The 13,109-nt window shown below is 70.7% G+C and carries 10 protein-coding genes; 5 read left to right on the top strand and 5 right to left on the bottom strand.

Annotated features, from left to right (window positions below; genetic code table 11):
• The first annotated feature begins 51 nt into the window (after positions 1-51).
• The 3 genes from Q9S36_RS08445 to Q9S36_RS08435 are packed head-to-tail and all read left to right on the top strand — an operon-like array spanning position 52 to position 5,932.
• Complete coding sequence (locus tag Q9S36_RS08445; RefSeq protein ID WP_251450666.1) at positions 52-762, top strand: hypothetical protein; 711 nt, start codon at positions 52-54, stop codon at positions 760-762.
• Positions 762-2,435, top strand: a complete 1,674-nt coding sequence (locus tag Q9S36_RS08440) for a DNA polymerase Y family protein (RefSeq protein ID WP_311284731.1) — start codon at positions 762-764, stop codon at positions 2,433-2,435. The genes Q9S36_RS08445 and Q9S36_RS08440 overlap by 1 nt, the downstream gene beginning before the upstream one ends.
• Entirely contained in the window at positions 2,435-5,932 is a 3,498-nt protein-coding gene (locus Q9S36_RS08435) for an error-prone DNA polymerase (protein WP_311284730.1), read from the top strand. The genes Q9S36_RS08440 and Q9S36_RS08435 overlap by 1 nt, the downstream gene beginning before the upstream one ends.
• A gap of 37 nt (positions 5,933-5,969) precedes the next feature.
• Here Q9S36_RS08435 and Q9S36_RS08430 read toward each other — a convergent pair whose 3' ends face one another.
• Positions 5,970-7,100: an acyl-CoA desaturase gene (locus Q9S36_RS08430; RefSeq protein WP_311284729.1), complete on the bottom strand. Its 1,131-nt coding sequence runs from the start codon at positions 7,098-7,100 to the stop codon at positions 5,970-5,972.
• 200 nt (positions 7,101-7,300) lie between these two features.
• Here Q9S36_RS08430 and Q9S36_RS08425 point away from each other — a divergent pair, with 200 nt between their 5' ends.
• Positions 7,301-8,149 (top strand): zinc-ribbon domain-containing protein, encoded by an 849-nt coding sequence (locus Q9S36_RS08425; RefSeq protein ID WP_311284728.1) that lies wholly within the window; start codon positions 7,301-7,303, stop codon positions 8,147-8,149.
• 16 nt (positions 8,150-8,165) lie between these two features.
• Here the strand turns inward: Q9S36_RS08425 and Q9S36_RS08420 are convergent, their stop codons facing one another.
• From Q9S36_RS08420 to Q9S36_RS08410, 3 genes are read right to left on the bottom strand one after another with little or no spacing between them, the layout of a single operon-like run.
• A complete protein-coding gene (locus Q9S36_RS08420; protein WP_311284727.1) occupies positions 8,166-8,786 on the bottom strand; it encodes a helix-turn-helix domain-containing protein in 621 nt (206 codons plus the stop codon).
• Positions 8,787-8,803: 17 nt separating this feature from the next.
• Positions 8,804-10,102, bottom strand: coding sequence for an ABC transporter permease (locus Q9S36_RS08415; protein WP_311284726.1), 1,299 nt, complete (start codon positions 10,100-10,102; stop codon positions 8,804-8,806).
• Positions 10,099-10,914: an ABC transporter ATP-binding protein gene (locus Q9S36_RS08410; protein ID WP_311284725.1), complete on the bottom strand. Its 816-nt coding sequence runs from the start codon at positions 10,912-10,914 to the stop codon at positions 10,099-10,101. Before Q9S36_RS08410 ends, Q9S36_RS08415 begins: the two co-directional genes overlap by 4 nt.
• 103 nt (positions 10,915-11,017) lie before the next feature.
• On the opposite strand from Q9S36_RS08410, the gene Q9S36_RS08405 reads away from it, so the two are divergent.
• Positions 11,018-11,404 carry a dihydrolipoamide dehydrogenase gene (locus Q9S36_RS08405; protein WP_311284724.1) on the top strand — a complete coding sequence of 129 codons (387 nt, stop codon included), beginning with the start codon at positions 11,018-11,020 and terminating at the stop codon, positions 11,402-11,404.
• A gap of 26 nt (positions 11,405-11,430) precedes the next feature.
• Here Q9S36_RS08405 and Q9S36_RS08400 read toward each other — a convergent pair whose 3' ends face one another.
• A complete protein-coding gene (locus Q9S36_RS08400; protein ID WP_311284723.1) occupies positions 11,431-12,930 on the bottom strand; it encodes a DUF222 domain-containing protein in 1,500 nt (499 codons plus the stop codon).
• Positions 12,931-13,109 lie beyond the last annotated feature (179 nt).

Below are 13,109 nucleotides of genomic sequence, written 5' to 3'. Positions count from 1 at the left end.
AGCGTCTGAACCGACATTGAAAGACTAGAACATACGTTCTACAATGTCGGAATGAGGGCGAGCATGCAGCGCGCGACCACCGAGCGCACGGCGGGCGACGAGGTCCGTCGACTGCGCGCTCAGCTGGAGCGCGTGCAGGGCCGTCGTCTGGACGCGCCGGTGCTGCCGGTGCATCCCGCGCTGGCGTCGCTGCTGCCCGGCGGCGGACTCAAGCCAGGCGCCGCCTACTCGGTCTCGGGCTCGTCGTCGCTGCTGCTGGGGCTGCTCGCCCAGCCGTCGCAGACCGGTTCGTGGTGCGGGGCGGTGGGGATGCCGCAACTCGGCGTCGAGGCGGCCGCGGCCCTGGGGGTCGACCTGTCACGGCTGGTGCTCATCCCCGAGCCCGGGCAGCGATGGCTGGCCGTCACCGCGACGGTGGCCGAAGTGCTGACGGTGGTCGCGGTGCGTCCGCGCGGACGCGTTCCCGACGGCGAGGTCGCGCGACTGGCGGCGCGGCTTCGCGACCGCGGTGCGGTGCTGCTCGTGGACGGCCCCTGGCCACAGGCCGAGGCGGTGCTGTCGGTCGACGACGTGCGGTGGCAGGGTCTCGGGCGCGGGCACGGCTATCTGGCGGAGCGCACCATGACGGTCTCGTCCGCCAGTCGGCGCTGGCCGACGCCGCGGCGCACGCAGGTGCTGCTGCCCGCCGCGCACGGCAGCATCGGCGTCGCTCCCGTCGAGGACGCGCGGATCACGCCGTTCGAGATCAGGGCGGTGGGCTGATGACGCCCGACGCGGCCCGGGCGCCCGAGCGCAGCCTGGTGCTGTGGTTCCCCGACTGGCCGGTCACGGCGTACCTGCGCGAGAAAGGCAGGGCAGCGGATGCCGAGCGTCCGCTCGCGGTCATGGCCAACAATCTGGTGGTGGCCTGCTCGGCACTCGCGCGCGCCGAGGGGGTGCGGCGCGGGCAGCGGCGGCGTGATGCGCAGGCGCGGTGCCCGCGGCTGACGGTGGTGCCCGCCGACGAGGCGCGCGACCATCGCGCCTTCGCGCCCGTGCTGACGCGCATCGAAGAGCACGCACCCGGGGTGCAGGTGGTGCGTCCCGGACTCTGCGCGCTGCGGGCTCGCGGGCCCGCCCGTTATTACGGCGGCGAGGAGCGCGCGGCGCGGCTGCTGCGGGATGTGCTCGGCGGCGACGGGCTGTCGCACGTGCGGGCGGCGGTCGCCGACGGGCCCTTCACCGCCGAGCAGGCCGCGATGGCGGCCACGAGTCCTGCCGAGCCGGTGTTCGTGGTGCCGGCCGGGGCGTCGGCCGGATTCCTCGCGCCGCTGCCGGTGTCGGCGCTGGCGGCGTCGTCGCTGGTCGGCGACCTCCCCGGCGCCGGTGCCGGTGCCGGTGCCCGCGCAGGTTCCGGGGCACGCGGCCGGGCCTCGGGGTCTGCACGAGGCGGCGGCGACCTGGTGAGCCTCCTCGCCCGGCTGGGGGTGCAGACGCTCGGGCAGTTCGCCGCGATGGAGACCGATCGGGTGCGCGAGCGCTTCGGGCCCCACGGCGTGCGCGTGCACGCGCTGGCGGGCGGACGCGACTCGCAGCCGGTGACGCCGCGCACCCCGCCTCCCGAGCTGCACCGCGAGGTCGCGTTCGAGCCGCCTCTCGAGATCGCCGAGCAGATCGCGTTCGGCATGCGCATCGCCGCCGAGGAGTTCATCGCCCGGCTGGGCGCCGAAGACCTCGTGTGCACCGAGCTGCGGGTCGAGCTCACCGGCGACCGGGGGGAGCGCAGCGAGCGGGTGTGGCTGCATCCGGCGTCGTTCGACGCGTCGGCGGTGGTCGACCGGGTGCGCTGGCAGCTGGCCGAGGAGTCCGCGGCGCTGCGCAGCGGTGTGGCGCTGGTGCGCATCTCTCCCGAGGCCGTGGACGCGGCATCCCACCACGCGCCGGCGATCTTCGGCTCGGGTCCCGAAGAGCGGGTGCACCATGCGCTGTCGCGCGTGCAGGCGATGCTGGGTCATCGCGGCGTGCTCACCCCCGATGTCGGCGGCGGGCGCTGGCTCGCCGAGCGGCAGGTGCTCGTGCCGTGGGGGGACCGCCCGCCGCAGGGCCGGGCGGGGCTGGCGGCCGAGCGGGAGCAGCCGTGGCCGGGGCGGCTGCCGGATCCGCTGCCGTCGACGGTGTTCACGCCCACTCGGCCGGTCGAGGTGACCTCGCTCGGCGGCTACGCGGTCGACGTCGACGAGCGGGGCGTGCTGTCGGCGGTTCCCGCGCAGCTGGGGGTCGGCGGGCGTCAGCTCGGCATCGACGCGTGGGCGGGGCCGTGGCCGGTGGTCGAGCGGGGGTGGGATGCCGTGCGCGCACGACGCGCGCACCGGTTCCAGGTCGTCGACACCGAGGGCACGGCGTGGCTGCTGGTGTGCGAGGGTCCAGCCTGGCACGCCGAGGCGGTGTACGACTGATGGGCTTCAACAACCCCGGTGTGCCGTGGTCCGAGATGGAGCGCGTCCTCAGCGACCGGCGGCGGCCGGGCAGTGCTCCCGCCGGCGCGGACGGCGGCGACAGCCCGGCCTGGTCGCACAAGCGCGGCGCGTACGTTCCGCCAGAGATCCCGCGTCCGACCGAGACCGTTCCGTACGCCGAACTGCACGCCCACTCGTCATTCTCGTTCCTGGACGGGGCATCCTCGCCCGAAGACCTCGCCGAAGAGGCGGAGCGGCTGGGGCTGCACGCCCTGGCGATCACCGACCACGACGGCTTCTACGGCATCGTGCGCTTCGCCGAGGCGGCCGAGACGCTGCAGCTGAAGACGGTGTTCGGGGCGGAGCTGTCGCTCGAGCTGCCGGCGCCGCAGAACGGCGAGCCCGACCCGGTCGGCGCGCACCTGCTCGTGCTGGCGCGGGGGGAGGAGGGGTATCACCGGCTCGCCGCCGCCCTCACCCGCGCTCAGCTGGCAGGTGCCGAGAAGGGACGACCCGCCTACCACCTCGACGACCTGGCCGATCAGGGGCGGGATCACTGGGCCGTGCTGACCGGATGCCGCAAGGGCGCCGTCCGCCGTGCGCTGACAGGCGAGGGCCCGGACGGGGCGGCGCGCGAACTCGACCGTCTGGTCGAGCGGTTCGGGCGCGACGCGGTGCACGTCGAGCTGATCGACCACGGCAATCCGCTGGACTCCCGCGACAACGACGTGCTGGTCGGGCTCGCCCGGGAGCGTCGGCTGCCGCTGCTGGCGACCAACAACGTCCACTACGCCGCCCCCGACCGACAGCTGCTGGCCGCCGCGGTGGCCGCCGTCCGCGCCAACCGGGGGCTCGACGAACTCGACGGCTGGCTGCCCGCGCACGCCGGAGCGCACCTGCGCTCGGGTGCGGAGATGGCCGAGCGCTTCGCGCGGCATCCGGATGCCGTCGCCCGCACCGTCGCGCTCGCCGACGAGCTGGCGTTCCCCCTCAGACGCGCCAAGCCTGCGTTGCCGCGGCAGAAGGTGCCCGACGGGCACACGCCGATGTCGTGGCTGCGGCATCTGGTGTGGGAGGCGGTGCCGCGGAAGTATCCCGACCTCACGGACGAGAACCGCGCGCGCATCGAGAAGGAGCTCGGGGTCATCGAGCTGAAGGACTTCCCCGGGTACTTCCTCATCGTGCACGGCATTGTTCAAGAGGCGCGGCGTCGCGGCATCCTGTGTCAGGGGCGGGGTTCGGCGGCCAACAGCGCCATCTGCTACCTCCTCGACATCACCGCCGTCGATGCGATCGCGTACGACCTGCCGTTCGAGCGGTTCCTGTCGAGCCTGCGCGACGAAGAGCCCGACATCGACGTGGACTTCGACTCGGATCGCCGCGAGGAGATCATCCAGTGGGTGTACCAGACCTACGGGCGCGAGCGTGCGGCGCAGGTGGCGAACGTGATCCAGTACCGGCCCAAGAACGCCATCCGCGACATGGCGAAGGCGCTCGGGCACTCGCCGGGGCAGCAGGACGCCTGGTCGAAGCAGGTGGAGGGGTGGGGAGCGAAGCTCGAGACCGGCGCGGATCACGACATCCCCGATCAGGTGATCGAGTTCGCCACCGAGCTGCTGAAGGCGCCGCGGCACCTCGGCATCCACTCCGGGGGCATGGTGCTCACGGATCGGCCCGTCGGTGAAGTGGTGCCCATCGAGCATGCGCGCATGGAGAACCGCACCGTCATCCAGTGGGACAAGGACGACGCCGCCTGGATGGGGCTGGTGAAGTTCGACCTGCTGGGGCTGGGGATGCTGGCGGCGCTGCAGTACTGCTTCGACATGATCCGCGCCTCGACAGGGGAGGAGTGGGAGCTGTCGACACTGCCGAAGGAGGAGAAGGCGGTCTACGACATGCTGTGCCGGGCGGATTCGATCGGGGTCTTCCAGGTCGAATCGCGCGCGCAGATGGGGCTGCTGCCGCGCCTTCAGCCGCGGCGGTTCTACGACCTGGTGATCGAGATCGCCCTGATCCGGCCCGGGCCGATCCAGGGCGGGGCGGTGCATCCGTTCGTCCGTCGCAAGCTCGGGCAGGAGGAGGTGACCTACGCCCACCCGAAACTGGTGCCTGTGCTCGAGCGCACGCTCGGCATCCCGGTGTTCCAGGAGCAGCTGATGCAGATGGCGATGGCCGTGGGGGAGTGCACGGGTGAGGACGCCGATCTGCTGCGGCGGGCGATGGGGTCCAAGCGCGGGGTCGAGCGCATCGAATCGCTGCGCGAGAAGCTGTACGAGGGGATGGCCGGCAACGGCCTGGTCGGCGAGGCGGCGGATGCGATCTACGCCAAGATCCAGGCGTTCGCGAACTTCGGTTTCGCGGAGTCGCACTCGCTGTCGTTCGGGCTGCTGGTGTACGCGTCGTCGTGGATCAAGCTGCACTATCCGGCGGCGTTCCTCGCCGGGCTGCTGCGCGCGCAGCCCATGGGCTTCTATTCGCCGGCGACGCTCGTGGGCGATGCCCGTCGGCACGGCGTCGAGGTGCGCCGTCCCGACCTGCACGCGTCGGGAGTGGAGGCTGTGCTCGAGCCGCTGCAGCCCCCGGGCGGTGGGGTTTCGTCTCGCTCCGCTCGCTCAACGTCCGGTGGCGCAGGTGCCGAGCCCCCGGACGTTGAGCGAGGGAGCGCAGCGACCGAGACGAAACGCCTCGGCCCGACGGGGCTCGACGCCTGCGCCCACCGGCAGCAGCCGCCCGTGGGCCTGTTCGACATCACCGCTCCCGACGAGTCGGCGGCGCACCGGCGCGACGGACGGTTCGCCGTGCGACTGGGCCTTGCCGGGGTGAAGGGCATCGGCGCGGCCGTCGCTCAGCGCATCGTCGCCGCCCGCGATGCGGACGGGGAGTTCCGCGACCTTCGCGACCTCGTCCGTCGTACGAGCATCACCACCGCGCAGGTCGAGGCGCTCGCCACGGCGGGCGCATTTGAGTGCCTGGGGCTCACCCGGCGCGAGGGCATCTGGCTCGCGGGTTCGGCGGCGCAGGATCGACCGGAGTACCTGCCGGACTCGATGGTGTCGGTGCAGCCCCCGCTGTTCACCGATCCGTCTTCGTACGAGGTGCTCGCGGCCGACCTGTGGGCGACCGGCATCACGACCGACGACCATCCGATGACCCACTACCGGTCGGCGCTGGACGCGCGGGCGGTCATCACCTCACGCGAACTGCGCACCCACGAGACCGGTCGGCGAGTCGAGGTGGCAGGACTCGTGACGCATCGGCAGCGGCCGGCGACGGCATCCGGAGTCACCTTCCTCAACCTCGAAGACGAACACGGTCTGGTGAACGTGATCTGCTCGGTGGGCGTGTGGAACCGCTATCGGCGGGTGGTGCGCGATGCTCCGGCGCTGATCGTGCGAGGGATGCTGGAGCGGTCGGTCGAGGGGGTGACGAACCTGCTCGCCGACCGGTTCGAAGACCTGCGTGTGGGGGTACAACACCAATCGCGCGACTTCCGATGAGGAAGCCGCGCGATGGGTTTGAGAAGAACGGTGCCGATCAGGCCCGGCGGTACTGCGACGCCGCGGGGCAGTCGAAGGGGTCCGCCGCGGCGAGCCCTACGCGGTTGAGGTACTCGATGACGATCGCGTACGACTGGATCAGGCTGGTCTCGGTGTACGGCACGTCGAGGGTCTTGCAGTAGTCGCGGACGATCTCGCGCGCCTTTGACAGGTGCGGGCGGGCCATGCTCGGGAAGAGGTGGTGCTCGACCTGGTAGTTCAGGCCGCCCATGAGCCACGTGGCCCACCAGCCGCCGCGGATGTTGCGCGAGGTGCGCACCTGCTTGCTGAAGAAGTCCAGGCGGGCGTTGGCGTCGATGATCGGCATGCCCTTGTGGTTGGGGGCGAACGAGGCTCCCATGTAGAGGCCGAAGACGGCCAGCTGGACGCCCATGAAGGCGAACGCCATGCCGAGGGGGAGGAGCATGAAGACCGGCACGATGAAGATCGACAGGCGCAGCACGATGAGGGCGATCTCGAGCGCACGGCCCTTGATCTTCTCTTTCGAGAACAGCAGGTGCTTGAGGCCGAGGAAGTGCAGGTTGATGCCCTCGAGCGTGAGGAGGGGGAAGAACAGCCAGCCCTGCTTGCGGGTGATCAGGCGGCGGAGGCCGCGCGCCTGGGCGGCGTCTTCGTCGAGGAACGAGATGGTGTCGACCTCGATGTCGGGGTCGCGCCCGACGCGGTTGGGGTTGGCGTGGTGGCGGGAGTGCTTGGAGTCCCACCAGGCGTAGCTGATGCCGACGACGCCGGCGGCGAGGATGCGCGCGAGGCGGTCGTTCGCGGGTCCCGTCGAGAGGATCTGACGGTGGGCGGCCTCGTGGGCGAGGAAGGCCGCCTGGGTCAGCAGGATGCCGAAGGCGGCGGCGATGAGCAGCTGGAACCAGCTGTCGCCGAGCAGGATGAAGCCGGTGATGGCGCCGCCCATGCCGAGGGCGATGGCGGTGCCCACCATGGCGTAGAACCAGGGGGCGCGGGCCAGGAGGCCGGTCTCTTTCGCGACCTGCGACACCTGGGTGTAGGCCCGGGCGACTGGCGGGAACGTGTCGCTCTTGGCATAGGTCTGGCGGATCGGACCGAGTGTGGATACGGCGGTAGAAGTGATGATCGCTCCTCGGGTCGGCAGCACGACCCGAAAGCCAAACTGTGCGGGCGACGAACCGTACGGCCGCCTGTTTGCGACTCTACGGGAGAGCGGATGCCGCGTCGGTTATGTCCAGGCTATGCACAGGGGTTGTGCCCCGCACTCACTGGTGGGGAGCGCAGGTTCGCGTGGGCGTAGGTGGTGGTCTGGCGGAGCGTGGGGGTGGTCGCCGTTAGGGTGCCGACATGCCGGAGCGGGTCCAGGACTGGTGGGCGAGACGACAGTTCTCGCGGGGGCGCGACGTGCCCTACGACGTGGGGACGTATCGCGAGGCCTGGGCGTCTTTTCCGGCGCTGATCCGGCAGTATCACCCCGAGCTCAACGCCGGGATCGTGCTGACGCAGATCCCTCCGGCCGCCGACGTGCTGCTCCTGTGGCAGTGCGACGCAGGCCACCTGTTCGTCGCGACGCCGACCGAACAGCGCACGCGTCCGGGGCGTCAGCGACGCCGGTCAGCGTGGTGTCCGGAGTGCTCGGCGCTGGCGATCGGCGCGCCTCCGCGGCGTGTCGAGGGGGCGGAGGCGGTTGCCACCGCGGTGGCGCGACCAGGGCGGGCGCGTCCGTCGCGGGGGGTGTGTCCGAAGACTCCCGCCCTGGCCGTGGGCGAGGCGTTTGTGAGCGGATGTGCGCCGCGCCCGGCGTCGGCGGTCGAGGCGCGGGTGCGGGCCGATCTCTTCGCGCGCCTCGGCGTCACCGCCGGGCGCAACGCGGTGCGGGTGAGTCGGCCGTTCTTCGACCACCTCGAGGTGTGGCCCGACATGCTGCTGCCGGAGCTGCGGATCGCGGTCGAGTACGACAGCACCGGTCGTCACGGCCTCGAGCACGTCGGGCAGCGTGAGGAGACCGACCGTCGCAAAGATCGGATGCTGCGCGCCGCCGGCTGGGAGGTCGTGCGCCTGCGGACGGCGAAGCTCGTTCCACTCGGTCCGTACGACATCGCGCTGTCGGGCTGGAACCGGCGCTCGCTGGATCGCCTGATCGACGCGTTCCGCGAGATCCGCGGACCGCTGATGGTGGACGCCTACCTGCAGTGACCGCCCGGTCAGCCCGTCAGCCGAGCTTCTCGATCGCCCGCGCCATGTCGTCGCGGATGTGCGCGGGGTCGAGGCGGGGCTGTTCGCCCCGCTCGACCTGCTCGGCCCACGACTGGCCGATGTAGCGCATGACGCCCGCGAGGATGTGGGTGATGATCGTCGCCTGGCTGGTGAGCGACGCTTCGTCCTCGTCCGGATGCTGGGTGCGCAGTCTCAGCCCGATGATCTGCGTGAGGTCGTTCTCGATCGCCGACAGGCGCTCCATCTGCCGTGCCATCAGCACGGGGTTGGTCCCGACGGCACGGATGCGCCGGGCCATCAGCTCCATGTCGGCTCCGGCGATGCCGGGATCGATGCGGATGAGCTGTGCCGCCTCGATCAGCAGGGGACCGGTCGAGACGATGAACTCCCTGGCGGCGCGTTCGTCGATGGTCGGTCCCTCGGTGCCGATGAGTGCGGCATCCTTCGTCTTGAAGTGGTTGAAGAAGGTTCGCTGGCTCACGCCGGCGCGGGCGCAGATCATGTCGACCGTCACCGCGTCGTAGCCGTGCTCGAGCACGAGGTCGACGGCGGACCGTTCGATGGCCGCCGACTTGGCGACCGCGTCGCGGCGTCGGACGGGCGGTGTGGACGACATGATCTGCGCTCCTCGGGTCACTCGTACCGTAGCGACTCGATGGGGTCCTGGCGCGCGGCGCGGCGCGCGGGGAGCACGCCCGACACGAACGCGATCAGCATGATGACGCCGATGACGGTGATCACGGTGACCGGGTCGAACAGCAGCAGCTGCAGTCCGGGCAGATCGGTGAGGATCGTCTGCGCCGCTCCCGCGATCGCCGAGCCGATGCCGATCGCGGCCAGTGCTCCGATCGCTGAGCCGAGGAAGCCGATGATGACGGCTTCGAGGCTGAACAGACCGAACACTCGGCCGTTGGACATGCCCATCGCCTTCATCAGCCCGATCTCGCGGGTGCGCTCCTGCACGCTCATGAGCAGGGTGTTGACGATGCCGAAGGATGCCGCGACGAGCGCGATCACGGCGAAGGCGCTGAGGACGCCGATGATGCCGTTGATGACGGTCTGCACGATGCCGAGCTGGTCCTCGACGGTCTGCCCGGCGAGATCCGCGTCGACGAGGTCGGCTTTGACGGCGGCGATGTCGGCGTCGGTCACGCTGCCGTCATCACCGGATCCCGCCACGGTGGCGACCGCGATAGGCCAGGCGCGGGGCTGGCCCGCGACGGCCTGGGCGGACGAGACTTCGTCGACGAGGGCGGCGTTGGCGCCGGCTCCCGCAGCGAAGAGGCTCGCGCGCGCGACGCCGACGATGGTGGCGTCGACGAGCTGGTCTGCCTGTTCCGCGTCGGTGTAGGCCAGCGTGACCGTCTCGCCGACCGCTGCGTCGGAGGAGTCGAAGCCGAGGGCGTCGACGTATTCCTCGGGGATGACCAGCTCGGCCTGCGCCGCGTCCTGATCGAGCTGCTCTCCGGCTGTCAGGTCGCTGCGTCCGATGGAGGACGTCGGATTGACGTCGAGTTCGAACCGGTCGGCCGAGGCGTCGCTCGAGCGCGCGATCCAGTCGACCTGGATCTGACTGACCGCTTCGACGCGGCTGATCCCGTCGATGTCGGCGATGGTGTCGATGTCGTCCTGGTTCAGCAGGGTGCCGGTGGCGAGGGGATTGGCGACGCCCGACTGCTGTCGTCCGTCGGGGTCGTACTCGGTGGGTCCGTCCGAGGTGTCGGTGGATGCCGCAGGGCTGACGAGCAGGATGTCGCCCGTGCTGAGGGTGGCCACCTGCCGTTCGACGTAGTCGTTGACGCCTGCCCCGAGTCCGGTGGTGAGGGTGAGGGTGAAGGCGCCGACGAACAGGCTGAGGACGGTGAGGGTGGTGCGTAGCTTGCTGCGGAAAGCGTTGCGTGTCGCGGTCCGCACGACGTCGGTGGTCTTCATCGAAGCTGTCCTTCCTCGGCGGCGGCGGCGGCGGCGAGGTGGGCGGGCGTGGTCGTGTCGGCTCCGGTTGGGGCAGCGTCGGCGCTCGCCGTGATGCGTCCGTCGGCGATGGTGACGGCGCGATCGCAGCGGGCGGCGAGGTCGTGATCGTGGGTGACGACGACGAGCGTGATGCCCCGGTCGCGCTGCAGGTCGAAGAGAATGCTCTCGACGTGTGCGCCGGTGGCGGAGTCGAGGTTTCCTGTCGGCTCGTCGGCGAAGATGACGTCGGGTTCGCCGACGAGGGCGCGGGCGATGACGACGCGCTGCTTCTGTCCGCCCGAGAGGTCGGTGGCTCGGTTCTTCGCCTTGTCGGCGATGCCGAGGGCGTCGAGGGCGACCATGGTGCGGGTGCGGCGCTCCCGGCTCGGCACTCCGGCGATGACCAGCGGCAGGGCGACGTTGTCGAACACCGACAGGCCCGCCGTCAGGAAGAACTGCTGGAACACGAACCCGAAGGTGGCGTTCCGAAGGGCGTTCACATCACGGGTGCGCAGGCGTGCGGCATCCTGCCCATTCACTTCCACGCGTCCGGCCGATGGCTGGTCGAGGAGCGCCAGCAGGTGCATGAGCGTGGACTTGCCGGAACCGGACTTGCCCACGATGGCGAGGGATTCGCCGCGGTGAACTGTGAGATCGACGCCGCGGAGGGCATGGAATGCGGTCGGTCCCCGGCCGTAGGTGCGACTGAGGTCGATCGCTCGAAGTACGGGAGGGGGAGGGTCGTTGTCGGCGACGGCGTTCGGCGTAGCCAGGGTCGGCGCGAGGGACATGCGGGCTCCTGTCGTAATGTGCAGTTACTGCAGGTTATCCGACAGGGAGTGCAGAGTAGCTGAGAGCCTGCTGTGCAGACCGCGCGCGATTACGATCGCAAGCATGGGCAGTCCTCGCGGGGTGGTGGGTATCGCGTTGGCATTGGTGGTGCTGGCTTTGACGGGTTGCGCGGCAGGATCGTTGCCGTCGTCCGGTCCACTCGCGGTGTATCCCAGGCCGGATGCCGGAATGGACGCCCTGCTCGAGGGGGAGCTCGCGATCGTCGACGACTGCCTGGTCATCCGTCAGGAAGATGGTGCGCTCGCGGTACCGGTGTTCCCAGCGGGTGATGCGTCGTGGGCCGAGGGTGTACTCCAGTGGCGCGACGGCGAGTATCGCGAAGGCGACACCATCGCCGTCGGAGGCGGCTTCAGCGGGGGAGCGATGACGTCGGCGTACATCCCGCAAGGGTGCGAGGGCATCGGGCTGTTCGCCGTGTCGCCGTTCTGATCGGTTCGCCACCCCGCACACCCGCCTCAGTTCCGCCGCGCCATGATGTCGTGCCGCCGCGTGGGTGCTTTGGTGACGGCTCGCCACTGTTGTCGCGGGTCCCACTCGGCGGGTCCGCGTATCTCGGGCACGCCGTTCGTCATGCGGATCTGCCACCCGCTGGTATCGAGGGTGCGGTGATGATGCCAGCAGATCAGGACGCCGTTGTCGGTATGGGTCGGCCCTCCCCGGGAGTGCTCGACGACGTGATGGATCTCGCACCACGACGCGGGGATGTGGCATCCCGGAATGATGCACCCACCGTCGCGGAGCGAGATCGCCTTGCGCTGGTGGTGGTTGAACACCCGCTCGTCGGTCGTGAGGGACACGATGCGACCCTCGTCGCCCAGGATGACGCGGGTGATCGAGCCGGCACAGCCGATATGGCGCGCCACGCCGATCGGCACCGGCTCGTCGATGCCGTCGATGTGCGCGGCGCCTCGCGCCTCGGCGAGGTCCTCCGCGCGGACCGACACCACGAGGGTCGGCGCTGCTCCGCCGAGGGTGGGCAGAGTGCCGGATGCCGCAGCGACGCTGAGGATCGTCGCGAAGACGTCGTGCTGCTTCTGGGCCCGCCTACGGATGTCGGCCCGGTGCGGCTGGATGCCGTCGGGATCGTACCCGTCGGGATCGAAACCGTCAGGAGCGAAGGGCCCCTCTGAACCGAGAGCCCCGTCAGCATCGACACCGCCGCCACTGGCATCCGTGAAGCGCGGTCCGCGGGATGCGGGGCCGTCGAGCTTCGGATTGAGCACGCTGTCGCACTCGCGCTGGAACTGCGCCGCCACCTCGGCGAGCAGATTGCCGCGAACCGGCACGAGGCCGTCGCGACAGATTCCGAAGGTGAGACCGCGCTTGCGCATCGCGCGGGCCTCGCGCGGCTCCTGTCCGTCCTGATCGAGATACAGCGCCCAGATCTGCGCCTGCGCCCGCAGGTCTTCGGCGCAGGCGGGCGGGGCGCCGTCGGCCCCGGTCCCGCGCGCCGAGGCAGCGAGCTCGGTGTCGGCGGCAAGGACTCCCGCCACACCGCCTGAGCAGCCCCGCAGTGCGCCGGCGACGGCCACGATGCCGTCGACCCCGACCTCGCTGTCGGCGAGCGCGTCCCGCATCGCGGGAAAGTCGGCCGGCAGAACCTCTCCGCTCGAGATCGCCATCCGCTGCGACACGGCGCGGGCCGCGGTCACGACATCGGCGGCCGTGCGCTTCGACACCCGCGTCGCGCGCTGGACCAGTTCGCTGAGGGAGCGGCATCCGGTTCGGGTCGTCAGTCGCTCGTCGTGCGCCACGTGATCGGAGCGGCCGTCGATGTGCGCGACCGCGTCGACCATCAGCGCCTGCGCACTCTGGATCATCCGCCCGGCAGCGACGACGACCGCGAGCAGTTCCTCATCGCCGGCCGCTCGGAGGGCGTCGTCGGCGAACGCCGTCGCGACGATCGGGGCGAGCGCGCCGCCCAAATCGTCGAGGGTGACGGAGAGGCTGTTCATACCGTCGATTCTGCCGAGGGCCACCGACATTCATCGCTGATAAGCCCAGGTCAGGGAGGTTATCCACAATCCGTGCACAACCGCGCGGAACGGGCCACCTGGGGAGGAGAGGATGACGCACGAACCACCCCGCGGATCCCACCCGCCCCGGCGCGCACGACCCGTGCCAGGGTGGGACG

The organism is Microbacterium sp. ARD31, assembly GCF_031844425.1.
The sequence above is the reverse complement of the archived record's forward strand: the minus strand, read 5'-3'. Positions and strand labels throughout refer to the sequence as shown.

Excerpts from the sequence above, each read along its gene's own strand:
- Q9S36_RS08415 (WP_311284726.1), bottom strand. The coding sequence starts at position 10,102 with ATGAAGACCACCGACGTCGTGCGGACCGCGACACGCAACGCTTTCCGC.
- Q9S36_RS08435 (WP_311284730.1), top strand. The coding sequence starts at position 2,435 with ATGGGCTTCAACAACCCCGGTGTGCCGTGGTCCGAGATGGAGCGCGTC.
- Q9S36_RS08400 (WP_311284723.1), bottom strand. The coding sequence starts at position 12,930 with ATGAACAGCCTCTCCGTCACCCTCGACGATTTGGGCGGCGCGCTCGCC.
- Q9S36_RS08405 (WP_311284724.1), top strand. The coding sequence starts at position 11,018 with ATGGGCAGTCCTCGCGGGGTGGTGGGTATCGCGTTGGCATTGGTGGTG.
- Q9S36_RS08440 (WP_311284731.1), top strand. The coding sequence starts at position 762 with ATGACGCCCGACGCGGCCCGGGCGCCCGAGCGCAGCCTGGTGCTGTGG.
- Q9S36_RS08445 (WP_251450666.1), top strand. The coding sequence starts at position 52 with ATGAGGGCGAGCATGCAGCGCGCGACCACCGAGCGCACGGCGGGCGAC.
- Q9S36_RS08410 (WP_311284725.1), bottom strand. The coding sequence starts at position 10,914 with ATGTCCCTCGCGCCGACCCTGGCTACGCCGAACGCCGTCGCCGACAAC.
- Q9S36_RS08425 (WP_311284728.1), top strand. The coding sequence starts at position 7,301 with ATGCCGGAGCGGGTCCAGGACTGGTGGGCGAGACGACAGTTCTCGCGG.
- Q9S36_RS08420 (WP_311284727.1), bottom strand. The coding sequence starts at position 8,786 with ATGTCGTCCACACCGCCCGTCCGACGCCGCGACGCGGTCGCCAAGTCG.